Genomic DNA, 23,199 nt, shown 5'->3' on the forward strand with positions numbered 1-23,199 from the left:
TTTACGCCTGACCCGAAAGTCGATTCAGTTGATTGGTAAACCGCTTGTGGGGCGGATACAGGTCGCGCGCTTTCTCAAGATAGGGGCTTGCCTTGTTCTTGTTCCCGCGCCGCATGTGTATCTGGCCCGCCATGCCCTGAATAACGACGGTCACGTCATCAAGATCGGCAGCTTTCAGAATAAGCTTCTCGCCCTGCCCGATCTTGCCCGTCCGCTCAAGCAAGCGACCCATGGCGAACATGAGAAACGGGCTTTCCGGGTCACAAGCCAGCGCCTCTGACATCGCTCGATGGGCAGCTACGGTATCGCCTTCTGCTTCGAAAAGTTCGGACAGCCGCTTTTGGTACAAGGCACTTTCCGGCACTTCAGCTACGATCTGGCGGGTTTTATCAATGGCGTGGGCCCCTGACAATTCCCCCAGATGCCTCTGTAGTATCACCCTCGCGCCCAACAATCGCGGGTCGTCTGCTGGTACGTCGTGAATCTCATCGAGTGAGGTAGAAAGCGCTTCCAATCTTTGTTGGTGATCAAAGATACGACTTGCGCGTTGATCCAGCGCCAACTCGGCCCAATCCAAGAGTATGAAATCGAAGTTGCAAGGACGCCTGACGACAACCTTACGCTGAACCAGATACAGGTTATTGAACGGTGCAAACCGGCGTTGCCGAACGACCTTTTGCAATGACCAGTCCACAGGCGGCATCAGCCTAAGCGCGAGTTGAGCACGGTAGAGCATTCTGGACCCCAGAACCACAATATCCGGTCGTAACGACTTGGACCAGAACGCTTTTGCAAAATGGTGTGTCGCCGCATCACGCTTGCCTTGCATGCCGAGAACAGCGCCACGCAAGGCGCACAAAACAGAATAGTCTTCGGGCCAGAGATGCGGGTTCTGCAATCCCTCTTTGGCAAGTGCCTCGCTTTCCTGCCACTTCGACAGGTAAAAACAGTTCAGGGATTGCAGAAGTGGCATAAAGGCGTTGTCGGCCCCGGCGTCCAGAATAGGTTTCGCATTATCATACGCCTCTTCGCAGCGATCCTGCGCTGACAGATATTGCACCGCCTTTGAATAGATATGCGCCGCCTCTGAGGGATTCAGAAAGGCCGATGGCCCCTTCGCAACCCGTTCGATGAACCGCGCATTGGCCGCCTGCATCTCATCCTTGGACAATACATCGCGGAACACTTTACGCTGCTGCCCCGAAATCCGGGCTGCAGCCATCGAAAAGCCAGATATGTGTGGCGCGATCACCTGATCCGCCCGTGACATCGCAAAAAGCTCAAGAAAGTCCCGCTGCGCCCGGGTCAGAGCCGACAGATCAGCGATATCCGACATCTGCATGAGCTCCGGAAACCGTTGCTTGAAACGGTCTATCACCTCTGGCTGATCCGAAAACATGATCACCGTCTGGCCTTTGGATTTCTCCAGATGGGCCTCGTAAAACTCGTCAGGTTCGATCTTGGCGGGCCAGATCGAATGCTTCCATGGTAATCCGTTCAGGATTTCTCCGCGCCGAATGTGGTAAGCCGAAACCCCCTGCCCCGAGAGCTTCTGATCCGCGCGATCCATGATCTGACGAACCTCATCCACAAATCCAACGCTATGTATGAAATCGCGATAGCGGGGACGGATGGTTTCGATATCTTCCCACGGGAAGACCAGTATCTCGCTCGCTTCTTCGACCAGAACCGAACGGCCAGACGCCAAATGGTCGATCAGCCGCTCGGGCGATGGATCGTGTTGGAAGGCCCAAATTGGCAGAGCGGTCGCGCTTATCGTGTCGAACTCTGCCTGATCAAGGAAATGCGCATCCATCCAGTCTTTGGTGAATAACTCCTCGGGATGATCCAACTCCGGCGCATCGGCGCCTTGCGGGAACCAGTTCACCCGGTAGTCTGTCCCAAAGTCTTCGGCCAGACGGATACAGGTCAGGATCATCAGCAGGCGCGCGCCCAAACAATCCGTACGCTGACCAATGAAAACGCCACGCGTTTGGATCATTGCGCGATCCGGGTGGTCAATGCCCTGCCAACTATTCCAATTATCTGATACATACAGACATTCCCAAACCACGTTCGCCTAAGGTCTTACACAACCGCTACAGTTGAGGCGAGATGCGAAAAACGCGGTGTTTCGCAATTTGTTGCAATGCGAGGTTAAGCAACCGCCGGACGGGCCTGCGACAAGTCCGGAGAAATGCGAATGGCCTGCGAGATCAAGTTCAGGCGCGCGATTGAGCGCTGGGAAATGATATCCGCCGGAATGCGTGTGGCCGCTGCCAAGGCGTCCGTCAGTGAAACGCCGACATCCGTTGTCAACACGCGCAGCGCGGTGGTCAGGTTCAGATCGGCCCCGGCCAGGGTTCCATCCGGTAAGGTCAGCCTGCTGTTTTCACGTTGGATGACACGCCCTTCCAGCTTGAATTCCCGCAGATCCGTTCCAGCAACGGCCATCGCGTCGCTCACCAGAAACAGATGCCCCGGCCCCTGTTTAGCTGCAAAGGCGGCGCGCATCGTCTGCGGGTGAACATGGATTGCATCCGCTATCAACCCGGCAGACATCGCACCGCTGGACAAGACTGCGCCAACCAGCCCCGGTTCGCGGTTGCCCAACTGACTCATCGCGTTAAACAAATGGGTGGCGCAGTGCGCGCCCGCCTGTGCGTAAGCCACGCAGGTTTGAAACTCGGCATCACTGTGCCCCAACGACACGATGACCCCCGCCTTGCTGAGCGTTTCGACCTGAGCAATCGTGACACTTTCAGGCGCAAGCGTGACCATCAATGCAGGCAACGCCCCTGCCGCTTCTATCAGCTGTGCAAGATCAGCGTCCTGCATCCGGCGGATCAGCCCGCCGTCATGCGCGCCCTTGCGTCGCACCGAGAGATGCGGCCCCTCAAGATGCAAGCCGACAATCCCCTGAACTCCGCGCTGAATGGCCTGAGAAGCAGCAGAAATGGCAGCCGTTGTCTTTTCGGGCGTGTCCGTGATCAGCGTCGGAAGGATCGACGTCGCGCCAAGCTTGCGATGAGCCGCCGCAATACGCTGTAATGTCTCGACCGATGGATCGTCGTTGAACATGACGCCTCCGCCGCCATTCACCTGCAAATCTACATAGCCGGGGCTTAAAATATCGCCCGACAGATCCTGAACCATCTCATCCGAAGGCAACTCGGCTTCGGGCAAAATACTGTCGAGCAGCCCGCCGACGAAACGGGCGGCGTGGCCGTCCTTCAGGGTTTTACCATCAAAGATAAGCCCGCCCGCGAAGGTGATCGTCGCATCGGTCATACCGTCTCCGTCACTTTCCGCAGGTGACGCGGTGCATCGGGATTGATGCCCCGGCGCGTGGCCACAGTTTCGACCATACCGTAGAACGAAGCGATTGAGGCTACCGGATCTGTCATCCAGTGCGTGGTGCGGACATGTGGTAGCCTCACGGCATCAGACACCTGATTGGTCGTTGCGAAGACTTTTGCGCCCTTAGCTGCGAGCGCATCGGCGACTTCGGCGATGTTGGCCTCAGCCGCGTCTCCGGACGAGAACGCAATCACCGGAAAGCCCTGATCCACGATCGAAACTGGGCCATGCAGAACTTCGGCCGAGGAATAGCTTTCCGCATGAATCTGGCAGGTTTCCTTGAATTTCAGCGCCGCCTCATTCGAAATTGCCCAGGACATCCCACGTCCCAACGTGAACAGGGATTGTCCATCGACTGCCTCGACCACCGCGCTCCAATCGCAGGTGATCGCCCGCGATAAATCTTCCGGCAATTTGTGAATTGCAGCCAGCAAAGTGTCATCACCCTTTACCTCGGCCAACAGCCAAAGCCCGGCGACCAGAGAGGTGACGAAAGTCTTGGTGGCAGCCACGCTAAGCTCGGGGCCTGCAAGGATGGGCAGAGCCGAGGTGGCGTTCTGGGCCAGTGCAGACGTGGTATCGTTCGTGATCGCCACCGAATACGCGCCGCCTTCTGTCAGGGACTTCGTCAGCTGTACGATGTCGGGGCTTTGACCCGATTGGGATACCGAAATACACAGCGCACCGGGGCATCGCATATCGACCCCGTAGATCGATTTCACGCTCGGCCCAACCGAGGCCATGGGCAGGCCCAGCAGCAGTTCCGAAGCGTATTTCAGATAGCTGCAAGCATGGTCCGACGAACCTCGCGCAACCGAAATCAGGAAGCCGGGATCGTGCGCGCGGATCGCGCTGGCCGTCTTTGTAATCGCCGTGGCACCATCAGTGAGAAGCCGATCAACGGCAAAAGGTATCTCATTGATTTCCTGCCGCATTTGAGTTGTATCGCTGGACATGAGCCCCGCCTTTCAGGTTGACAGACGCAGCTCTGCTACGAAATCGTAGGCATCGCCGTGATAGATGGATCGGGTCAGTTCAGCAACGCGCCCGCTTTCTAGGTATGAGGTCCGCTGAATGCGCAGCCCCGCCGTACCTTCTGCAACATCAAGCAAGCCAGCCTCGGTTGCTTCGAGATTGATGGCCGAGATTTTCTGGATCGCACGCACCGGGCGATTGCCCGAGTGTTCGAGAAAGGCATAGAGCGATCCGGTAACCTCAGTCGGGTTAGGTAATATATCCAGCGGCAACGCCGCGCGTTCCAGCGCCATCGGTCGCCCGCCAGCCGCGCGCAGACGATGAATGCGGGCGACCTGATCACTCGCCGATAGGCCCAGCGCCAGCATCTCATCAGGTGACGGCAGGAATATTCCGCGCTCCAACCAGGTTGAGGTCGTTTCAAAACCCCGCCGCTCCATGTCTTCGGTGAACGAAGTCAGGTGCGACAGCGACTGCTCAACCCGCGCAACGGGTTGGCGCACGAAAGACCCCGAGCCCTGCCGCTGTTCGATCGCGCCCTTGCGCACAAGTTCCTGAATGGCCTTACGGACCGTCACCCGCGACAGGTCCGTCAGTTCGGCAATCTCGCGCTCGGGCGGGAGTGAACTGTTCGGGGCCAGAATACCCTCTTCGATCCCCTGCTCCAGCCGCTGCCGCAACTGCACGTAACGCGGACCGGCAGTCTGACCCAGCCAACCCTCGGGCCGCAAGAAGTCAGCAACGCTCATGTCGGGTCTCCTTTTGAAAGGCGTGGGCCAACGCGATGGCACCGGTCAACGGATCGCCCAGCGGGTCGGCCAATTCCTGTTGCATCTGTGCGGGAAGAAATTCCGCGTATTGCGGGCCGATGCCGCCGGTCAGGCAGATCGAAAGGCCGGGCATCCAGCCCATCGCCAACATCTGATCTGTCAGATATTGTGCACTATCCTCCATGATCGACAGCGCAAGTGCATCTCCTTGCTTTGCGTGTTGCGTGACAACAGGCGCCAGCGCTCCGAACTCGGTAGGCGACATCTTGGAGGCGGTCCTGACAATCCCAGCAGCGCCATCAAAACGCGACAACAGGCTGTCCGCCAATTCAGACGCAGGCTTCAGAGCGTCCACAAAGTCAAGCGTACAGGCCAAAGCCCGCCGCCCAACCCATTGCGCCGAGGCCTGATCCCCGAGAACAGGTCCCCAGCCCCCGGCAAATGACCTGCAATCCCCATTCTGGACCGCCAGAAAAGAACCCGTTCCGCAATGCGCTACGAAACCGTCTTTCGAGCCCAACGCACCACGTAATGCGGCGGGCCTGTCATCTTCAATCAGAACATGGTCAAATGGCAGCTTTTCTGCCAGCCGATCAGCCAGCGCGCGCCCCGTGATACCGGCCAGCCCCAAGTAGGCTGGCGCACGAGCGATTTGAGTTGCCTCTAGTCCGGCACGTCGGGCCAAAGCAGCAATTCCGTGCATCAACTCAGCGCAGGCTGCGTCAAAATCGGTTGATACATTTGACGCACCAACCTCGACACACTGAACCGCAGAGCCGTCTGAAACAGCAAGACGGCAGCGTGTTCCACCGCCATCAGCGGCCAGCACAATGGTATCAGAAGGGCGACTCATGGAGATACCTTTATAATACCTATTTCTAATTTTGAAGACCAAATTCCACAATAATGCAGTAATAGTTGTCTAAATCTTGAAAATAGTGGGCGTAAAAATAAAATGGTAGACTAATGGTATCTAAAAGGTATGATATTCAAAATCTCGGGGGAGAATCACGTGACCAAGCCAGTTACCGAACAGCTGCATCAAGACGCGATCGGACTTGACGCCCGACCGCTGACTGAAGTGGCCGAGCTGCTGGCCCGCTCGCAAGCCGACGCTGCCGCTGCCCCGCTTTCGTCGCTGCCCACCCTCTGCGCAGGCGCAAAAGCTATGGCGCAATCCATCCGATCGGGCGGGGTTTTGCGCTATTTGGCGGCAGGCTCTTCCGGCTTGATGGCCGCCTCGGATGCGCTGGAACTGGGGGGAACTTTTTCGATACCAGCCCGCCAGATTCGCATCCACATGGCAGGTGGATTGCCCTCAGGGGTTGAGATGCCGGGAGATGTCGAAGATGCCACCGACGGCCTTGCCCGTGAACTGGCCGATCTTTCCACCAAAGACACCTTGATCACCGTCTCGGCCAGCGGAACCACACCGTACACAACCGCAGCAGCGCGGATCGCGCGGGACAGAGGCGCCACAGTTATCGGCATTACCAATAACGGGGGCACCGAACTGTTGCAGCTTTCTGACCATCCAATCCTGCTTTCCACACCACCTGAACTGATCTCGGGCTCTACCCGCATGGGTGCTGGTACAGCGCAGAAAATAGCACTGAACATGCTTTCGACGCTGATGGCGATGGAGCTGGGGCATATTCAGGACGGCATGATGATCAATTTGCGCGCTGACAATGACAAGCTACGCGCCCGAGCCAACGGGATCGTCTGTCAGTTGACCGGTGTTTCCTCCGCGCAGGCTACAAAGGCGTTGACTGCGGCGGAGGGCAACCTCAAATGCGCGGCCCTTTTGGCTGTAGGCGCAGGGTCCCTGGACGCGGCGCAAGCAATGCTAAGCAACACCGACGATCACCTCCGCCCTGCGCTGGAGCGGATGAAACAAAACCAAGAAACCATCAACCTGGGAGATATCAAATGACACGCAAAGTTCTTAGCCTTGCCTTGATGAGCACGGCGCTGGTCACAAGCGCCTATGCGCAAGAGGCCACTTTGACCATCGAAAGTTGGCGAAACGACGATCTGGCGTTGTGGCAGGAAAAGATCATTCCGGCGTTCGAGGCCGAGAATCCCGGCATCAAAGTGATCTTCTCGCCCTCAGCACCGGCAGAATACAACGCTGTCTTGAACTCGAAGCTCGAGGCCGGTTCGGCTGGCGATCTGATTACCTGCCGTCCGTTTGATGCCTCGCTTGCGCTATACGAGTCGGGGCACCTGACCGATCTGTCTGATCTTGAGGCCATGGGAAACTTCTCGGACGTGGCCAAATCTGCGTGGCAAACCGATGACGGTTCGGCCAGTTTCTGCGTCCCGATGGCGTCAGTGATTCACGGCTTCATCTACAACAAAGATGCGTTCAATGAGTTGGGCATCGAAGTTCCAACTACCGAAGCTGAGTTCTTTGCCGCCCTCGATAAGATCAAGGAAGACGGTACCTATATCCCGATGGCGATGGGCACCAATGACCAGTGGGAAGCCGCAACGATGGGCTATAACAATATCGGCCCGAACTACTGGAAAGGTGAAGAAGGCCGTCAGGCGCTGATCAAGGGCGAGCAGAAGCTGACCGACCCCCAGTGGGTCGCCCCGTATGCGACACTGGCCAAGTGGGCGGACTACCTCGGCGACGGGTATGAGGCACAGACCTATCCCGACAGCCAGAACCTGTTCACCCTGGGTCGTGCAGCGGTCTATCCAGCAGGCAGCTGGGAAATCTCGGGCTTCAACACGCAGGCCGATTTCGAAATGGGCGCCTTTAAGCCACCGGTCCAGAACGCGGGCGATACCTGCTATATTTCGGACCACACCGATATCGGCATAGGCATGAACGCGGCGAGCGAAAACCAAGAAGCTGCGCGCACTTTCCTGGCTTGGGTCGCAAGCCCGGAATTCGCCAGCATCTTCGGTAACGCCCTACCCGGCTTCTTCCCGCTGTCCAGCACTCCGGTCGAGTTGGAAGACCCACTGGCCAGGGAAATCGTCGGTTGGCGGGATGAGTGCGAAAGCACGATCCGCTCGACCTACCAAATCCTGTCGCGCGGCACACCGAACCTCGAAAACGAGACTTGGGGTGCATCCGTTGCAGCCATCAAGGGTGCCGAGACACCCGAAGCGCTGGGTCAGCAACTGCAAGACGGTCTGGCCAGCTGGTACGCACCGCATCAGTAACACCTAGGCCACTCACACCGGACGCGGCTACCGCGTCGCGTCCGGACCTTTCCCCCGGAGATTCCCATGCAGACCCGCCGCATACGCTGGCACATTGCCGTTTTCCTCGCCCCTGCGGTGCTGGTCTACACGGCAGTGATGATCTTCCCCTTGTTCAACACACTGCGCCTCGCACTGTTCACCGAGGTTGATCAGACACGTATCTACGTGGGCTTGCAGAATTTCCGCACCCTGTTCTTCGATCCGATCTGGTCCGAGCAGTTCTGGAACGCTTTGGGCAACAACTTCTGGTTCTTCCTGATCCACATGCTGGTTCAGAACCCCATCGGTATCGCTTTGGCCGCGCTTTTGTCGCATCCACGCTTGCGGTTTGCCGCGCTCTATCGGTCCGCGATCTTCATTCCGACCATTCTGAGCTTTGTGATCGTCGGTTTCGCGTGGAAGCTGATATTGTCCCCGCTTTGGGGCATCGCACCTTCAATGCTGGACGCCATTGGTCTGAAGTCGCTGTTTGCACCATGGCTGGGCAAGGAAGAATACGCGCTGACAACACTGGCACTTGTCTCGGTCTGGCAATTCGTCGGCATCCCGATGATGTTGATCTACGCCGCCCTACTGTCGATCCCCGAAGAGATCCTTGAAGCCGGAGAAATAGACGGCATCACCGGTGCTTCGGCGTTCTGGAAGATCAAGCTGCCGTTGATCATTCCCTCGATTGGCATCATCTCGATCCTGACATTCGTCGGCAATTTCAACGCGTTCGACCTGATCTACGTCTCGCAGGGCGCGCTGGCGGGGCCGGATTTCTCGACCGACATCCTAGGTACCTTCATGTACCGCACGTTCTTCGGCTTCCAACTGCAACTGGGCGACCCGCATATGGGCTCCGCTATCGCAGGCGCCATGTTCGCCATCATTCTCGTGGGTGTCTGCATCTACCTCTTCGGCATCCAGACCCGGATGCGCCGGTATCAGCTGTGAGGGTGAACGCATGAACAAAGCACGCCATAACCCGCTGAACACGGCTGCCATGCACGGGGCGCTGATCCTCTATACCCTGATCGCCCTGTTCCCGGTCTTCGTGATCATCATCAACAGCTTCAAAACCCGACGCTCGATCTTCCGCGAGCCGCTCGCCATGCCCGATGCCGAAAGCTTTTCTCTCATCGGTTACCAGACGGTTATGAAACAAGGGGATTTCTTCCTTTATTTCCAAAACTCGCTGATCGTGACCGTGGTGTCGCTGGCCTTCGTTCTGCTGTTCGGCGCCATGGCCGCCTTTGCCCTGAGCGAATACAAATTCAAGGGCAACACTCTGATGGGCCTCTATCTGGCGCTTGGGATTATGATCCCGATCCGCATCGGCACCGTGGCGATACTTGAGATGATGGTGGCAACCGGTTTGGTGAACACCCTTTGGGCCCTGATCCTTGTCTATACCGCGCAAGGTCTGCCGCTGGCGGTGTTCATCCTGTCTGAATTCATGCGGCAAGTCTCGGACGATCTGAAGAACGCAGGCCGCGTCGATGGGCTGTCCGAATACACCATATTCTTCCGATTGGTCCTACCGCTGGTCCGCCCCGCCATGGCGACCGTGGCCGTGTTCAACATGATCCCCATCTGGAACGACCTCTGGTTCCCGCTGATCCTTGCCCCGGCCGAGGAAACCAAAACACTGACGCTGGGCAGCCAGGTCTTTATCGGCCAGTTCGTCACCGACTGGAACGCGGTTCTGTCGGCGCTCAGCATGGCGATCCTGCCGGTGCTGGTGCTCTATGTCATCTTCTCGCGCCAGCTGATCCGCGGCATTACTTCAGGAGCTGTCAAATGACCAAAGTTCTGATCGCTGGCCTTGGTAATATGGGGCTGAGCCACGCTTTGGCGCACCATCAGCACCCGGACGCTGAAGTCGTGGGGCTGGTGAACCGGTCTGGCCGCGTGGATCATCCTGGCCTGACAGGCTATCCAGCCTATTCTGAGTTTCACACCGCTCTGGCCGAGACCAAGCCCGATCTGGTGGTCGTGGCGACCTACTCCGACAGCCACGCCGATTTCGCCTGCGCGGCGATGGAGGCCGGGGCGCATGTATTTGTCGAAAAGCCGCTAGCGACCACTGTGGCAGATGCCAAACGAGTCGTCGCGAAAGCCATTGAAACCAAACGCAAACTGGTCATCGGCTACATCCTGCGCCATCACCCTTCATGGATGCGCCTTATTTCCGAGGCGCGCGACCTGGGCGGGCCCTACGTGTTCCGGCTGAATCTCAACCAACAAAGCAGCGGGGCCGAGTGGGAAACACACAAAGCTCTGATGCAGACCACCTCGCCCATCGTCGATTGCGGTGTGCATTATGTCGACGTGATGTGTCAGATCACTGACTCCGACCCCGTGCGAGTCCACGGCATGGGCCTTCGCCTAAGCGATGAGATCGCCGAAGACATGTACAACTACGGCCAGTTTCAGGTGGTCTTCGAGGATGGCTCGGTCGGCTGGTATGAGGCCGGTTGGGGCCCGATGATGTCCGAAACCGCGTTCTTCGTGAAAGACATCGTGTCGCCCAACGGCTCGGTCTCGATCACCGATGGCAACAAGGGCGCATCCGCCGATATCGACGGACACACCAAGGTTGGCGGCCTTCTAGTCCATCGCCCCGACGGCGACCAGGCAATCGACATGCCCGATGAACCCGGCCATCAGGAGCTCTGCAATGCCGAACAAGCCTATATGCTGCGCGCCATCGCCGAGGACATCGACCTGACCCGCCATATGAACGACGCCGTGCAATCGCTGGCCATCTGTCTAGCTGCCGATGAAAGCATCCGCACTGGCCAACCTATTTCGCTGAAAGAGGCACGAAAATGACCGCCCTGACGCTTACAAACGTGAACAAGGCCTTCGGAACAGTCGAAGTCCTTAAGGATATCAACATCGAAGTGGAAGATGGCGAGTTCGTCGTTTTCGTCGGCCCCTCGGGTTGCGGTAAATCCACCCTCTTGCGCGTGATCGCAGGGCTTGAGGATGTGACTTCGGGCGAGGTGCGTATCGGTGGAGAGCTGATGAACCTTACTCCGCCCTCGAAACGCGGCATCGCGATGGTGTTCCAAAGCTATGCACTCTATCCCCACCTGAATGTGCGTAAGAACATGTCGCTGGCACTGAAACAGGAAGGCCAGAGCAAGCAGGTCATTGAGGAACGCGTCGCCAAGGCCAGCAAGATGCTGAACCTTGAGCCCTATATCGACCGTTACCCCTCAGAACTGTCAGGCGGCCAGCGCCAACGAGTCGCCATCGGTCGCGCCATCGTGCGAGAACCCAAACTGTTTCTGTTTGACGAACCCTTATCCAATCTGGACGCCGCCCTGCGTATGAATACGCGACTGGAAATCGCCAATCTGCATCAGCAGCTCGATGCATCGATGATCTACGTCACCCACGACCAGACCGAGGCGATGACGCTCGCTGACAAGATCGTCGTCCTGCGCGACGGGCGCGTTGAACAGGTTGGCAGCCCGATGGAGCTATATAATAACCCCGCCAACCAGTTCGTCGCGGGTTTCCTTGGCGCTCCGTCGATGAATTTCTTCCCCGCCAGCGTGATCGGCGACAGCGCAGACACAACGTTGGGTATCCGCCCAGAGGATCTGTATTTATCCGACGAAGGCCCCCTGACCGCGAACGTGACACATGTTGAGCATCTGGGCGGAGACACAAACGTGATCGCGATGATGCAAGACCACCAGATCACCGCGCGCCTGTTCGGCCAGCATCAGGTCAACGCTGGTGAATCCGTCCATTTCGGCTACGCCCAGGATCGAACCTATCGCTTCAACCAACAGGGCGCCCGTCTCACCTGACAATTTCGGGTAACGATTTCAGGATGTTGGTGCGGTCGAGAAGACACACTGTGTGCAGCAGAGCGTTGCAGGCTGAGGCACGAACAATTTATATTCAACAACTTACCAGAGGCACCGTTGCCAGTCGCCGCATGCTGATGCAGAGAAACGCAAGTCAAATGTGGGGCTAATTGTGGGGCCAAAGGTAAGGAAATGAGTAGAGCAAGAAACAAACTAAGTGCGTCAAAGGTAAAGAACTTTGAAGCTGGAACCCTATACGATGGTGGCGGTCTGCAACTTGAAAAGACATCCCGAAGCTCCGGGAAATGGATCTACCGCTACAGCCGTTTTAGCAAAAGAAGAGATATGGGATTGGGGCCCTATCCCAGCGTTAGTTTGGCTGGTGCCCGCGTGGCGCGTGACCATTGGGAAAGCGTCAAGAACAATGGTTTTGATCCAATTGACGTTAGAGAAGAAGAATTAGCACAAAAGAAAATCGAACAGAGTGCTTTTGATCCGATTTTCGTAGACGCTGTGTCAAACTGCCTCCAACACAATGCGGCCAAATTGAAGAACGGTGGGGTTGCCGGTAGGTGGCGCTCTCCATTGGACACGCATGTAATTCCAAAATTGGGAAAGCGGCGTGTTTCCTCGTTAAACATCCATGACATCATCCAAGTGTTGAAACCAATTTGGAAAAACCACAAACCGACCGCCGACAAAGTAGTTCAAAGAACCAGAATGGTATTGAACTTCTGCTTGGATCAAGGCGCCAAAGTAGACCCTCTCATCGTGAATAAAGCGGTAGGCCGTCTCCCAATTGTCAATCATAAGACTGAAAACATCGAAGCCACAACTTGGCAGGACGTGCCCGCCTTGTACCTCCGTTTGAATAAGCCGACGTCGAGCCATCTTGCCCAGAGGTTATTGATCCTGACTGCACAACGGGCTGACAGTGTTTGTGGAGCAAAGTTTGACGAGATTGAAGGTAACGTTTGGACCGTGCCGGCGGAGCGCATGAAAAATCCGGAGACCCAAGCGCAGGACTTTCGCGTTCCTTTGTCACCTGAGGCGCTGCGTATTGTAGAGGAATGCAAGAAACGACGAAAAAACGGTTTCCTATTTCCAGGGCACCGGAATAAACCGGTTCATGGGAATGCTCTCCTAAAGGCACTTGATGGCCTAGGAGAACCAGGCCGACCTCACGGTTTTCGAAGCAGTTTCAAAGACTGGCAGCGTGAAAATCGTCCGGGGCTTGAAGCGATTTCGGAATCCTGCCTTGCTCACAAAGTTGGAAACAAGACAGAGCGGTCTTACCAGAGATCAGATTTACTAGAGCCTCGGCGAAGACTGACAACCGAATGGTCAAGTTTTGTGATCGGTAGTGCAGGCTGAATCGCCCGTCAATTCCTGATTCAAGATCTGCTAACTGAACACAACGTTATGGGCAATTCGAAAGCGCGGCCAACTCCACACATACGTGGAGGCTAGAGGGCAACGGTCTTTCGAAAACGCCATTGAAATGCTTGTTCAGTTCTTCTGGCAGAGCGGAAATGTGCTGATGGCTGGCTTGTCGAAGTGTAGCTTTCGGCACACGGCCCAACTTTTCCGATTTGTATAGCCGCTTCGATGCAACCGGGCATCGCTATCATTCGCAGCGGACACACAAACTGATGGATTCTGTTCGTAGAATGTTGCTAAGGTGCACACAATCAGAAGTGTGCAAGGTAAATCAGGCAACAATATGTGGAACTGGGATCAAGGGCGGCTCGACTATTTCCAATTCGACAATTTGAAAAAAATTGCCCGTTTTGCACTCAAAAACGATCTGCGGCAAGCCGGGCGTGACACACTTGTACCCGCGACTGGATTACCGTTTCTACCCGAGCATTACCATCCTTGGCGAAATTACAGCCGCGTCTTCCGTCTTTCCATGATTTGTGCTCAGAAAGGATCCGGTTCAGAAGCGACCCCAATTGCAAAACTTCTTGCTTCTGATGGCTCAATCACAACTGATGAGTACTTTCATTTCCTGGCGGAAGCGACAACGGATCCCTCCCCCGCTCTACAGGGGTGGGACAGTACCGCTGCGCTTCGTTATCCTTTGCTATTTTCCTTAAAGTTTTTGCTGGCGCGTTGCGCTTTAGGGTTTGATACAACCGATATCTCTCAGATTGCAGGCTCATACGAAAAGTCTGGCTTTGTTGGAGATGAAGACCAATCTGCATACATCAAATTGGTCAAAGCAGACCACGACATGACTTCCGTTCCTCGCCAAGCAGCCGAGAGTATCCAAGTCATCGCCCAGATATCCTACTTGTCCTTGGATAAGCGCACCATAACGGTATCGTTAAATCCGCAGGATGCGCTCAACATATTTGAACAGCTTTCCTTGATAGGCGGAACCCCATTACCCGACGGCGCCGACGAGGTCTTCAGGCTAACATCTTTGTTCCAATCTGCGATTGATGAGCTGGAACTCAACTACGACTCTACCGTGCTAAGCGATGTCGCAGATGCAGGCTTCACCGACGATATAGAATTCTCCGAAGGTAAAAAGATTCGCAAGACACACCTAGTCATCGAACGAAACGGCAAGCTTCGCAAAGAGTTCTTCAAGGCAAACCCTACAGCTACCTGCGACATGTGTGCACTGAACACAAATCAAGCTTACCCATGGGTTGAAAGAGTGCTTGACATTCATCATTTGTTGCCGCTTTGTTCTGGTGCGAGAACTTCGAAATCCGGAACACTTCTGGATGACCTTGTGGCTCTGTGCCCAACATGCCACAGAGCGGTTCATCGGTTCTATGACGGCTGGCTGAAAGAAGCGGGCAAGAAAGATTTCGCGGATTCAGACGAAGCAAGAATGGTCTATGAAAAGGCCAAATCACTACATGAGGCGGAGAAGTAATGCTCAAAGAAAACCCAGAATTTCTGTCTCAAGAAGCGCTTTATTCAGAACAATCTGCTCTCATGGCATCTTCCCACGAGCGTGAGAATATCGCCGACCTTATGGCTAAGCGTGGTTGGACAATCGACGATCTCGTCTATGAGAAAAGCCGTGCTCTGTCGTGGACTGGTTCCAAACCGCCGAGCTTGAAGTCCTTCAAGAAAATTGGTCGGGGCATCCCCTTAGTTTCGTTCTTCACCGGCTGCGGTGGCATGGATCTTGGATTTGAAGCTGTTGGATTCGACAACCAAGCAGCATTCGAGTTCAACGAAATCTTCTGCAAAACACTCAGAGTGAACCGACCGAAGTGGAACGTCTTTGGCCCCCCCCACTACAACGGAGATGTGTCAAAAACAGCGGAAATCGTCGAACAACTCGCGCCTTTGATCTCGTCACCATTCGAAGGTGTTTTTGTCGGGGGACCACCATGTCAGCCATTCTCGATTGCTGCAAACCAAAGATTCTCTAAGTCTGGTGAAAATTTCAAGCGCGTCGGCTTTGAACATCAGCAAAACGGGAACTTATTGTTTGATTTTGTTGATCTCGTTATTCACTTCAAACCAGCGGCCTTTGTCATTGAAAATGTTCCTGGCCTTCGAGATCTGGATGATGGAAAGCAGTTGGGAGAGGCTATCCGCGCACTTCAGAAGGAAGGTTACAATGTTGAGGAACCCGAGGTGTGGGACGCTGCTGACTATGGAATTCCGCAATACCGCCATCGAATGTTCGTCGTAGGTTCACGAAAGCTTGGACTTTTTGAGATGCCCCAAAAGCGGGAGCATATCGGATGCGGTAGTGTGTTGTCACACCTACCTGCTGAAGGCACAGAAAACCATGAAACCCGGAAGCACTTCGTTGGTTCTGTTGCAAGGTATCGGGTTCTCGACTACGGGAAACGAGACCAATTGGGGCGAGTGGACAGGCTGACCCCTACACGTCCTTCTAAAACTGTAATTGCGGGCGGCACGAACGGGGGCGGTAGATCTCATCTGCATCCTGAAATCCCTCGAACCTTAAGCGTTCGTGAATGCGCTAGATTGCAAACATTCCCAGACAACTACAAGTTTATCGGTCCGACGGCCCGCCAGTTTACCCAGGTCGGGAATGCAGTCCCGCCTGTGCTTGCGGCAACTTTGGCAACTCAAATTGCTAAGGCATTCTTCTGATAATTGCGCGCAGTCTAAAGCCATCTTCACCCCAAAAATGGGCTATTGCTTCGACCTGAAAACAAGAACAGTAGACGGCTAGAAAGCGATGCTAGTATGGAGACATTCTAAATTCTTAGGGCGAGGTTTCCTCAAACATGCTTCGATTTGCCCACCACCGACGATCAAACTTCTAGCCAGCTTCGTCAGCTCGTGATTTATGTTAGGCCGAGGATGGGAAAGTCAGAGCGACGCAACTGCTAGAATCAACCTAGTGATCCTCAGCCTCACAGTGTCTTTACGTAGGATTCCAAACTACGTTTGATCTGGTTTTAGCCAACCTAAAGTCGTTGCACCCTCGACGGAGACAACATGCCTGGCTGCGCTTGAAACCCAAGCTCCTTCGCAATCGAATAGATGGTAGATCGTGAAACCTGCATTTCTCGTGCAATCTGAGAAACAGGCAACATTAGCTCTAGACGTCTGCGAACGTCTTCTCTGTTAACCGACGGCTTTCTTCCTTTGTATTTACCTGCGGCTTTTGCTTTTGCAATGCCTTCCTTTTGACGCTTTCGAATAATCGACCTCTCAAATTCGGCAAACGCGCCCAGCATGTGCAGTTGCAAAGTTGCCGTGGCATCGTCTACGTCTGGATTCCCAGAGAAATTCAATCTTTCGCTGGTAAAGTGAACGCTTGCCCCGGCCTTTCTGATCGCCTGAACAATATCTAAAAGATCAGACATTGACCTAGCTAACCTATCGATTGACCAAACATGGACTTCGTCGCCCACCCACAGGAAATCCAACATCTTGGCTAGTTCGGTACGTTTCGTGGAACTACCCGACTGCTTCTCCTCGAAAACGCGATCACAGTAGCTCAAGTCTTGACGCGCGAGATTTTGTTCGCTCGAACTGACGCGGCGATAGCCGATCTTTCTGCTCATAATAATTCCTTTGTTCATTTTTCATCTAGAACTTAGCTGGAAATTGTTAAATTGGATTGAATGTAACCCTAGCTGGACACTTTGCTCCGTTTTTTTTGATTGCTCGGCCTGTTGCCTAAGGGTCCACTTAACTTTGACAACCAGGACCATCAGCGGTTGCAGTCAGGCCACATACTAGCCGAGGCTGCTCTCAGGTCTGAGACGACAATCGCACCCTTGAAGTAAATCAGCCTAGGTGGAATTTGAGCTACCGTGCGTGCCCATATACTTTTGGCTCTGCGTCGATTTCCCGTTCGCGGCATCTTTGGCGGAAAAAAACATGAAAAGGGCACTTCTTCGCAATCATCGTGGCGAGGTAGTCATACATACAACCCTGATTGAATCTTTGGAAAAGCAATTGAGGCAGGCTTTTTGTTGAGATCAAAGAGGCTACTAAAACTATTTCTTTCCGCTTTGCTTGTGGGCTCCCTTACTCTTACGGCGCTGAACATTTGGCAAATCGTGAATAATCCAGCGTCTACCCTTTTAGTAGAGCGCGGGTTGGATGAGTTGCGATTAAAATACGAAGAAGCGTTGTCCAAAGCGGCTTCACCGGAACTAATCGAGCAAAGGCTAAGCGCCAGATTGAGCGAAACACCAAGAGACTGGATCGCAATTAAAGCTCTGCAAGGAGTGGCAGAAGAAAAAAACATCGAGCTGAAGGAAGCCACAAAAGAGCAAATCCGAGCAGCGGCATCCGAAGACTCTGGGTTTTTCAAGACATCTGGAAAATGCTTGAAATGCGCTTTGGATTCTGCGCAGTGCGAACTGTCCGCGGTTTTGTTTTGCCAAGTGCCCGTGGCTCTCACACCAATCGGGGATGTCAGCGGTATTGTGAAGGGAGGGTACGCCTACTCTAAGGGCCAAGACGTGGATGAGGTCGACGTCATTCTGTCGGTGGTTGGGCTTACAGCGGTCGCAGCCGCTTACCCTTCCGCGGGCACATCGCTTTCAATCAAGGCAGGCGCTGGGATGGCAAAACTTATGAACTCAGTAGGTGCTTTGCCCACAAGTATCAGAAAGCAGTTCGTCCGCTCCTTTGAAGACGGGGTTGAGTGGAGCCAGGTGACAAGTGTCAGAAGCATTGAAGACCTTCGTGCACTGATAAAACCGGCGGTGTTAAATGAAACGGTCGAGATGGTTTCGTATATCGGCAAGATCAGCGGCAGCATGAGCACCGTCGACGCGATTTACGCAGTTAAACGGGTGGATGGAATAGAAGATCTCGTACCAATATCCCGAGCTTCAGAAGCGTTAAAAGGAAAGACGGTTGGCGCACTGGAAGTATTGGGAAAAAACAAGTTCATTCGCTCTACAATGAAATGGTCCGACGAAGCCATATCGGTGATTTTGGGTCTCGTTGGACTTTTGTCGGCCCTTGTTGGCTTGTTCTGGTCGGTACTAACGTCTGCGATGCTGCGTATAGCTCGCAGGACAGCAAGTAAAAGTTGATCGCTGAATCTGACAGGTTTCCACTCTGATTGAACACTACTCAGAAGCAGCTCATTTCATTATTTGGCTTTTGGATTGGGGTGACTTCCCAAGCTAGCTCTGCCATCAGTGCTCTCACCCACTTCGTAAAACACTGAGCACATAAATGTTTATTCCTGCTCCTGACGCATTTGCAGAAATACTGAAGATGGACACCACTAAGTGGTTTTCACCGGGCAAGCGGATTGAAGGGAAAGGGGGTAACGCGGCCGACAAACGGTACATTTCCCGGACCCAGAAAGTTCTCAGGGACAAGTTTCAGGCAGGCCAACTCACAGCGGCTTTGTCAGAGAAGCACATAGGAAAGTTCGTAAAGAGATTTGGCGATAGATCCGCACCATTGGTAGAATTTCGAGATCGCATTAAGTCATCGTCCGATTGGCGGGATATCGCGATCATTTCAGGACAGCTTGCCGCTGGTGAAATCGCGGGAGGACTCCCAAAGACAAGGTCAAATCTCAAGGCGTTGATTGAATTCAGGAAACTGGAATACATCTCTTGGGTTCTGCGAAAAAAGCTCTACTATGACCAAGAAACTAAATGGGATCTGAAAATTGCGGCACCTTCTAGAATACTGAACTCGCGCACATATCAGGCTTTCAGATCTCCTGCTGCCTTTGAAGTATGGAAATCTATCCCGTTTCCTGTACTTCACCCTTGCGAGTTCCTTACGCTTGGCTACGTCCTGCAAAAGGTAACCCAACAAAGGCGAATGCTCAGTGACGTGTCCATTCAGGAAAATCCGTCACAGGTCAAAACCATATTTGTAGAAAACTATCTCCTCAAAAACAGTCAATGGCCTGACAAGTCGACGATGTGGGAAGCCACCCCCATAGATCGAATAAAAACATTTACTGAAAGGAACGGGAGCCCGTTCATTGATACCTTTGTTCAATACATAGAACTGGTCGATCACAGCGAAAACCCAAAGCTCGCTTCAGTTAGCCCCGAGCATAGGAACGCGACCAACAGTTATATTCGATCATGTTTGTTTTTGATTTCAGCCTTCTGCTGCTTTGCAATCAGAATGAGGCAAGATTGGAAATATTGGGAACAGACTGCTCTCACAGCTGGTTTCGAATACGAAGATTTGATCCACGACTTTCAGGATTTTGAAAGAGGGGTGCAACCCAACAGCTGCACCCCTTCCGAAAAAACTCAACTCGTTATGCTGTAATCACGGTTGGATTACTTACTCTTGCCGCCACCTGGGGGGTTGTTTGAACGTCCTCCGCCAGACGGATTTCCGGTGGTCGCCGGCCAGCCACCTGCGTTACCTTGACCTTTTCCTTTTGCCATTTTGCATTCCTTTGTTGTGTTCAATGAAGAGAAGTCTTCCAGCTCCTCTTAAGAACGTTTTAGCTCTGCCGCTGGTTACTAAGCAAAAGGCACGCGGGGACAAAATCGACAGGTCTTGCGTATCTCTGTGCTGACCAAACGCAAGCGACGCGGTTGACGAACCACCGTCAAGGCGGGCGATAGATAGGTGTGCGTTCGCTCCTCAAGAAATTCCAACCTGTCTTTGCTTCGTTTGCAAAAACCCTACCTGAATTTAAAGGCTACGGGATTCCCGAACCTTCCGAGAGTTAAAGACCCCCTCAAGGCCACGGGTAAAGAAGGTGAATTCAGCGATGGGCAGGGGCACCCGCCTAAAACAGGACCGGCGCTTACGAAGCTAAAAGTTTTGCCAGGAAACGATCCACCAAACGACTGCGTACGGCCCGTGCCTGCTGCTCCAATCAGGTGAGACATTGGAGAGGCCCAGATTGCCTCCGGCGGGTCGGCTGGGTTTCTCTTGCCCGATGGGAATATTAATGCACCCAGCATGTTCCCTAAGCTGGAAATCGCTTTCCATGCACCTCGAAGAGCATGATCTCGAAACGAAAGAGGTTTATAATCTGAAGAAATAGCATTGAGCACTTCGCAAGGTAAGCGGCATAGCCCAACTCCTGCTCCGGGCCTGTGCCACCTTTTCCTGACCGATAGACTATTCTATTGTTTGGGGTGACGAGCCTGATCGATGCATGATGCGAAGCATTTCTCAATTGATTGTCTCGCTCCAGGCAGACGTTAGCAAGAGCTGGATTGTCAGCAAACGGGTTAAACCTGCTGGATTTGTCTAGTTCGAGGTATTTTTTCCTGGTCAAAGTTTGAAACTGGTCGAAGGGTCGTCCAGAAGCAACGTTGTTCAAGTATGCCAGAATATCTACAAGAGACGAGAAAGTCTCAAACGCATTGCCGTAAAACATTTTCGTCTTATCAAACTGCGCGGAGGTTACGCCAGCGCCCACATCAATTTCTATACCTTTCTTTACGCGAAAAATCACTTGGGAGAAGTCGTCGTAGGCCAGAAAAAACTCTCGGATTATCGCAAGATACAAATCCACACGGTTGGAGGCCAAATTTTCCTCGTAGTCCTTGAAGAACGCTTCAAACTCGGGTTTTTCGCGATTGTCCTGCACGACATTGAACGCATCACGAAATGGCTCCTCGAATGCTGGTTGGCTAAAAAACAAACAAAAACGCCAAAGCCAGTCCTGAATACTTTTAAGCGGATCGTTCGCATAGAACTCCGCCGACCCCTCTTCGATCTTTCTGTTACTGAGCTTTGCGTGCCCGTTTCGGTGGAGGTTCCAAGCTTTCTTCAGAAGCTTCCACTCCTCGGCGTAGTCATGTGGTCGGTAAGGTCTAGAGTTCTGCCAGTTTTTGGGGAAATCCTTGAAGGATACGAGCGAGTCGTTTTCCTTAGCAACCTTCATCATTTCCTGCATTTGCCAAAGCCTCGGAAAAGACATGTCTTTATGCCTTTCTTCCAAGGGGATTAGAAAATTCGCATCGACATTCACAATCGGCGAGTCTGCATCCTCTTCTGACAGTTCTACATTTTCTATTGGCTCACCAACAAACTGAGGAATCGGGCTTCCTTCAGGTTTGACCACGCGCAATCCAACGGTCAGTTCCTCTGAACACCCGCAACAATGAAAAGTGTGTTTTTGGTGCGTCTCATGGCCGACCCCTATCCGAACGGTGTGGTTTTGGCCGCAAGTAGTGCAACGAAATGATGTACGTACAATCATGTTTAACCCTGCTCGAATTTGTCTGCTTACGTTTCACCTATAGCCTTTGCGCATATCAGGCGACGTTATCCAAGTGAACCGCCGTTTAACGGTAGGGTTGAAACCATCCGCGTCATTCTCGCGATGCGGTACTCTATGAATTTGCGAAGGGCGTGGTACGCTAATCCAAACTCATACTATGCACAATAATCGGTAGGCCCCCTGAACGAGCAGTGTCAAAGCATCAGATGCGACGTCTAGAGAACGATGCATTGCTGCCATGACGTAGCGTTGAGTAGCTAATGTTTCAGAGGCAAGGTCACAAACCTTTGAACCTCCTCAAGAAGCTTCACAACGAAACGAACGCTTACAGCTTTGGACCCGACGGGCTTCTGAACAGCACGAAGAATCTGATCTACACAGTCTTCGGGTAGAGACCGCTTGGTGACTTCTTTTTCAATGAATGTCGCCAATTGGGCTTCACTCGGCGGATCGACATAAATTTTTCGTACACGAGATCGAAGCAAACCAGGTAGAACACTGGCATCATTCGCGGTCATCAACCAGTTGACCCGGCTCATATCAACTCCAATCTGGAAATATGGGCAATGCCAGTTTGAAGATGACACAGGTTCCAGCAAACCAAGCAGAGCAGAATGCATTGACGTACTGTGACCGCTAGTACCGAAAGCGGTCCCGGCTTTATCGATTTCATCGATAACGATAATCGGATTAGCTACTTTTGAGGAAAGCATCGTTTTCAGCGGGCGCCCACATTCAGCACCACCCCAGCCACGACTTAAGCCGGCAACGGCAAAACCCTCCGATCCTGCTCCCCCATCAATATGAACCACCGGCAAAGAAGAGAGTTGCGCAATTCGACGAACGAGATGCGTTTTTCCTAATCCTGCGCCACCAATTAGAAGCGTCGGCCTCAACCTTAAACCTGAACCATGCTCAATGACGTTGTGACGCATGTCCAGCCAGATTTCATTGATAACCTGCTGCATCCAAGGCATCTCGTGATACAGCATTGCCGCGATTTCATCGACTTGATGTTCAGTTGACGGACCACCCACAGCAACGCCGTTCATGACAGGCCGCAACATCTTTCTATCAGCTCGGGAGAGATGCTGACCTTGAGAATACATGCCGCGGGCTTCGATAATCTTCTTTGCACGACGGCGGATCTTGTCAGTGTCTTGCCAAGTCACCCGCTTGGGTTCTTCGGTGTTTACATCTTTGCAGCTTGAGTACCGTAGTTCCTCCAAGTGTTTCCTAAAACGTTTTTCGATATCTTCATCTTCAGTTTCGAACAGCTTTAGATCGGCAAGCAACGGAACAATTCTTGGCATATGAACACCTTCGTGCGAGCGTCGCAGGTGAGGAAATCCAAGGAAGTTTGCTTGGAAACTCAGCGCCTGCATTCAATAGATTTCGACCAGCAAAG

At 53.5% G+C, this 23,199-nt stretch carries 19 protein-coding genes; 11 read left to right on the forward strand and 8 right to left on the reverse strand.

Features of this window, described 5'->3' with window-relative positions; genetic code table 11:
• Window position 1: 1 nt before the first annotated feature.
• The 5 genes from ACR0DE_RS13095 to ACR0DE_RS13115 form a co-directional block, all read right to left on the reverse strand.
• Window positions 2–2,002, reverse strand: a complete 2,001-nt coding sequence (locus ACR0DE_RS13095) for a tetratricopeptide repeat protein (RefSeq protein WP_480753605.1) — start codon at window positions 2,000–2,002, stop codon at window positions 2–4.
• A 155-nt stretch (window positions 2,003–2,157) separates the two neighbouring features.
• A complete protein-coding gene (gene nagA, locus ACR0DE_RS13100; RefSeq protein ID WP_170421123.1) occupies window positions 2,158–3,291 on the reverse strand; it encodes an N-acetylglucosamine-6-phosphate deacetylase in 1,134 nt (377 codons plus the stop codon).
• Window positions 3,288–4,316, reverse strand: coding sequence for an SIS domain-containing protein (locus tag ACR0DE_RS13105; RefSeq protein WP_170662214.1), 1,029 nt, complete (start codon window positions 4,314–4,316; stop codon window positions 3,288–3,290). The genes nagA and ACR0DE_RS13105 overlap by 4 nt, the downstream gene beginning before the upstream one ends.
• A 12-nt stretch (window positions 4,317–4,328) precedes the next feature.
• The gene (locus ACR0DE_RS13110; protein WP_170583864.1) at window positions 4,329–5,084 is read right to left on the reverse strand and encodes a GntR family transcriptional regulator; all 756 of its coding nucleotides are present in this window, start codon (window positions 5,082–5,084) and stop codon (window positions 4,329–4,331) included.
• Window positions 5,071–5,958 carry a glucosamine kinase nucleotide-binding domain-containing protein gene (locus ACR0DE_RS13115; RefSeq protein ID WP_480753610.1) on the reverse strand — a complete coding sequence of 296 codons (888 nt, stop codon included), beginning with the start codon at window positions 5,956–5,958 and terminating at the stop codon, window positions 5,071–5,073. The genes ACR0DE_RS13110 and ACR0DE_RS13115 overlap by 14 nt, the downstream gene beginning before the upstream one ends.
• 159 nt (window positions 5,959–6,117) lie before the next feature.
• Between ACR0DE_RS13115 and ACR0DE_RS13120 the strand changes: the two genes are divergently transcribed.
• The 9 genes from ACR0DE_RS13120 (at window position 6,118) to ACR0DE_RS13160 (ending at window position 16,240) form a co-directional block, all read left to right on the forward strand.
• Window positions 6,118–7,041, forward strand: a complete 924-nt coding sequence (locus ACR0DE_RS13120; RefSeq protein ID WP_480753612.1) for an N-acetylmuramic acid 6-phosphate etherase — start codon at window positions 6,118–6,120, stop codon at window positions 7,039–7,041.
• Window positions 7,038–8,288: an ABC transporter substrate-binding protein gene (locus ACR0DE_RS13125; protein ID WP_480753614.1), complete on the forward strand. Its 1,251-nt coding sequence runs from the start codon at window positions 7,038–7,040 to the stop codon at window positions 8,286–8,288. Before ACR0DE_RS13120 ends, ACR0DE_RS13125 begins: the two co-directional genes overlap by 4 nt.
• 66 nt (window positions 8,289–8,354) lie before the next feature.
• Window positions 8,355–9,269: a carbohydrate ABC transporter permease gene (locus tag ACR0DE_RS13130; protein WP_170421115.1), complete on the forward strand. Its 915-nt coding sequence runs from the start codon at window positions 8,355–8,357 to the stop codon at window positions 9,267–9,269.
• Window positions 9,270–9,279: 10 nt separating this feature from the next.
• A complete protein-coding gene (locus ACR0DE_RS13135) occupies window positions 9,280–10,119 on the forward strand; it encodes a carbohydrate ABC transporter permease (RefSeq protein ID WP_170421113.1) in 840 nt (279 codons plus the stop codon).
• Window positions 10,116–11,150 carry a Gfo/Idh/MocA family protein gene (locus tag ACR0DE_RS13140; RefSeq protein ID WP_480753617.1) on the forward strand — a complete coding sequence of 345 codons (1,035 nt, stop codon included), beginning with the start codon at window positions 10,116–10,118 and terminating at the stop codon, window positions 11,148–11,150. Before ACR0DE_RS13135 ends, ACR0DE_RS13140 begins: the two co-directional genes overlap by 4 nt.
• A complete protein-coding gene (locus ACR0DE_RS13145; protein WP_170465481.1) occupies window positions 11,147–12,142 on the forward strand; it encodes an ABC transporter ATP-binding protein in 996 nt (331 codons plus the stop codon). The genes ACR0DE_RS13140 and ACR0DE_RS13145 overlap by 4 nt, the downstream gene beginning before the upstream one ends.
• A 192-nt stretch (window positions 12,143–12,334) precedes the next feature.
• The gene (locus ACR0DE_RS13150) at window positions 12,335–13,516 is read left to right on the forward strand and encodes a tyrosine-type recombinase/integrase (protein ID WP_480753619.1); all 1,182 of its coding nucleotides are present in this window, start codon (window positions 12,335–12,337) and stop codon (window positions 13,514–13,516) included.
• Between the two features lie 349 nt (window positions 13,517–13,865).
• A complete protein-coding gene (locus tag ACR0DE_RS13155; RefSeq protein WP_480753622.1) occupies window positions 13,866–15,035 on the forward strand; it encodes an HNH endonuclease in 1,170 nt (389 codons plus the stop codon).
• On the forward strand, window positions 15,035–16,240 hold the full coding sequence (locus tag ACR0DE_RS13160) for a DNA cytosine methyltransferase (RefSeq protein ID WP_480753626.1): 1,206 nt from the start codon (window positions 15,035–15,037) through the stop codon (window positions 16,238–16,240). Before ACR0DE_RS13155 ends, ACR0DE_RS13160 begins: the two co-directional genes overlap by 1 nt.
• Before the next feature lie 320 nt (window positions 16,241–16,560).
• On the opposite strand, the gene ACR0DE_RS13165 is transcribed toward ACR0DE_RS13160, so the two are convergent.
• Window positions 16,561–17,163 carry a recombinase family protein gene (locus ACR0DE_RS13165; protein WP_480753628.1) on the reverse strand — a complete coding sequence of 201 codons (603 nt, stop codon included), beginning with the start codon at window positions 17,161–17,163 and terminating at the stop codon, window positions 16,561–16,563.
• A 540-nt stretch (window positions 17,164–17,703) separates the two neighbouring features.
• Between ACR0DE_RS13165 and ACR0DE_RS13170 the strand changes: the two genes are divergently transcribed.
• Both ACR0DE_RS13170 and ACR0DE_RS13175 read left to right on the forward strand, forming a co-directional pair.
• On the forward strand, window positions 17,704–18,654 hold the full coding sequence (locus tag ACR0DE_RS13170; RefSeq protein ID WP_480753632.1) for a hypothetical protein: 951 nt from the start codon (window positions 17,704–17,706) through the stop codon (window positions 18,652–18,654).
• 145 nt (window positions 18,655–18,799) lie between these two features.
• Window positions 18,800–19,870, forward strand: coding sequence for a hypothetical protein (locus ACR0DE_RS13175; RefSeq protein ID WP_480753635.1), 1,071 nt, complete (start codon window positions 18,800–18,802; stop codon window positions 19,868–19,870).
• Window positions 19,871–20,525: 655 nt separating this feature from the next.
• On the opposite strand, the gene ACR0DE_RS13180 is transcribed toward ACR0DE_RS13175, so the two are convergent.
• Both ACR0DE_RS13180 and ACR0DE_RS13185 read right to left on the reverse strand, forming a co-directional pair.
• Complete coding sequence (locus ACR0DE_RS13180; protein ID WP_480753638.1) at window positions 20,526–21,632, reverse strand: hypothetical protein; 1,107 nt, start codon at window positions 21,630–21,632, stop codon at window positions 20,526–20,528.
• Between the two features lie 416 nt (window positions 21,633–22,048).
• The gene (locus ACR0DE_RS13185) at window positions 22,049–23,176 is read right to left on the reverse strand and encodes an AAA family ATPase (RefSeq protein ID WP_480753640.1); all 1,128 of its coding nucleotides are present in this window, start codon (window positions 23,174–23,176) and stop codon (window positions 22,049–22,051) included.
• Window positions 23,177–23,199: the final 23 nt, after the last annotated feature.

The organism is Ruegeria sp. C10 (genome assembly GCF_056537805.1).

Coding starts and splice junctions, on each gene's coding strand:
- ACR0DE_RS13110 (WP_170583864.1), bottom strand. CDS start 5,084: ATGAGCGTTGCTGACTTCTTGCGGCCCGAGGGTTGGCTGGGTCAGACT.
- ACR0DE_RS13160 (WP_480753626.1), top strand. CDS start 15,035: ATGCTCAAAGAAAACCCAGAATTTCTGTCTCAAGAAGCGCTTTATTCA.
- ACR0DE_RS13135 (WP_170421113.1), top strand. CDS start 9,280: ATGAACAAAGCACGCCATAACCCGCTGAACACGGCTGCCATGCACGGG.
- ACR0DE_RS13115 (WP_480753610.1), bottom strand. CDS start 5,958: ATGAGTCGCCCTTCTGATACCATTGTGCTGGCCGCTGATGGCGGTGGA.
- ACR0DE_RS13165 (WP_480753628.1), bottom strand. CDS start 17,163: ATGAGCAGAAAGATCGGCTATCGCCGCGTCAGTTCGAGCGAACAAAAT.
- ACR0DE_RS13125 (WP_480753614.1), top strand. CDS start 7,038: ATGACACGCAAAGTTCTTAGCCTTGCCTTGATGAGCACGGCGCTGGTC.
- ACR0DE_RS13155 (WP_480753622.1), top strand. CDS start 13,866: ATGTGGAACTGGGATCAAGGGCGGCTCGACTATTTCCAATTCGACAAT.
- ACR0DE_RS13095 (WP_480753605.1), bottom strand. CDS start 2,002: ATGATCCAAACGCGTGGCGTTTTCATTGGTCAGCGTACGGATTGTTTG.
- ACR0DE_RS13130 (WP_170421115.1), top strand. CDS start 8,355: ATGCAGACCCGCCGCATACGCTGGCACATTGCCGTTTTCCTCGCCCCT.
- ACR0DE_RS13185 (WP_480753640.1), bottom strand. CDS start 23,176: ATGCAGGCGCTGAGTTTCCAAGCAAACTTCCTTGGATTTCCTCACCTG.
- ACR0DE_RS13140 (WP_480753617.1), top strand. CDS start 10,116: ATGACCAAAGTTCTGATCGCTGGCCTTGGTAATATGGGGCTGAGCCAC.
- ACR0DE_RS13175 (WP_480753635.1), top strand. CDS start 18,800: ATGTTTATTCCTGCTCCTGACGCATTTGCAGAAATACTGAAGATGGAC.
- ACR0DE_RS13150 (WP_480753619.1), top strand. CDS start 12,335: ATGAGTAGAGCAAGAAACAAACTAAGTGCGTCAAAGGTAAAGAACTTT.
- ACR0DE_RS13145 (WP_170465481.1), top strand. CDS start 11,147: ATGACCGCCCTGACGCTTACAAACGTGAACAAGGCCTTCGGAACAGTC.
- nagA (WP_170421123.1), bottom strand. CDS start 3,291: ATGACCGATGCGACGATCACCTTCGCGGGCGGGCTTATCTTTGATGGT.
- ACR0DE_RS13105 (WP_170662214.1), bottom strand. CDS start 4,316: ATGTCCAGCGATACAACTCAAATGCGGCAGGAAATCAATGAGATACCT.